Genomic DNA, 206 nt, shown 5'->3' with positions numbered 1-206 from the left:
TCTTCATCAAATTGCAAGACTATATAAAATCCATAAGTATCTTGTAATTTTTCTAGTTCTTCTGTATTGTTTTCTAAAAAAAATACTTGTAATGAGTTTTCACTATTAGTTTTTGTCACATCTCCATTTTTATTGATAACTAAATATTCAAGATTTTTTAAATTTCTTGATAAATTTCTTTCTAAGCTTCTAAGTTGAGAATTAAC

At 22.8% G+C, this 206-nt stretch carries 1 protein-coding gene; it reads right to left on the bottom strand.

The window, feature by feature from the left end:
• Window positions 1-206: hypothetical protein (locus NG904_RS16750; protein WP_252232857.1), on the bottom strand; the 206-nt coding region annotated here is incomplete at both ends.

Source organism: Clostridium sp. ZBS15, from assembly GCF_023845705.1.
GTDB classification, from domain to species: Bacteria; Bacillota; Clostridia; order Clostridiales; family Clostridiaceae; genus Clostridium; species Clostridium aquiflavi.
Note: the sequence above shows the minus strand (reverse complement) of the source record. Positions and strands in the feature narration are given on the sequence as shown.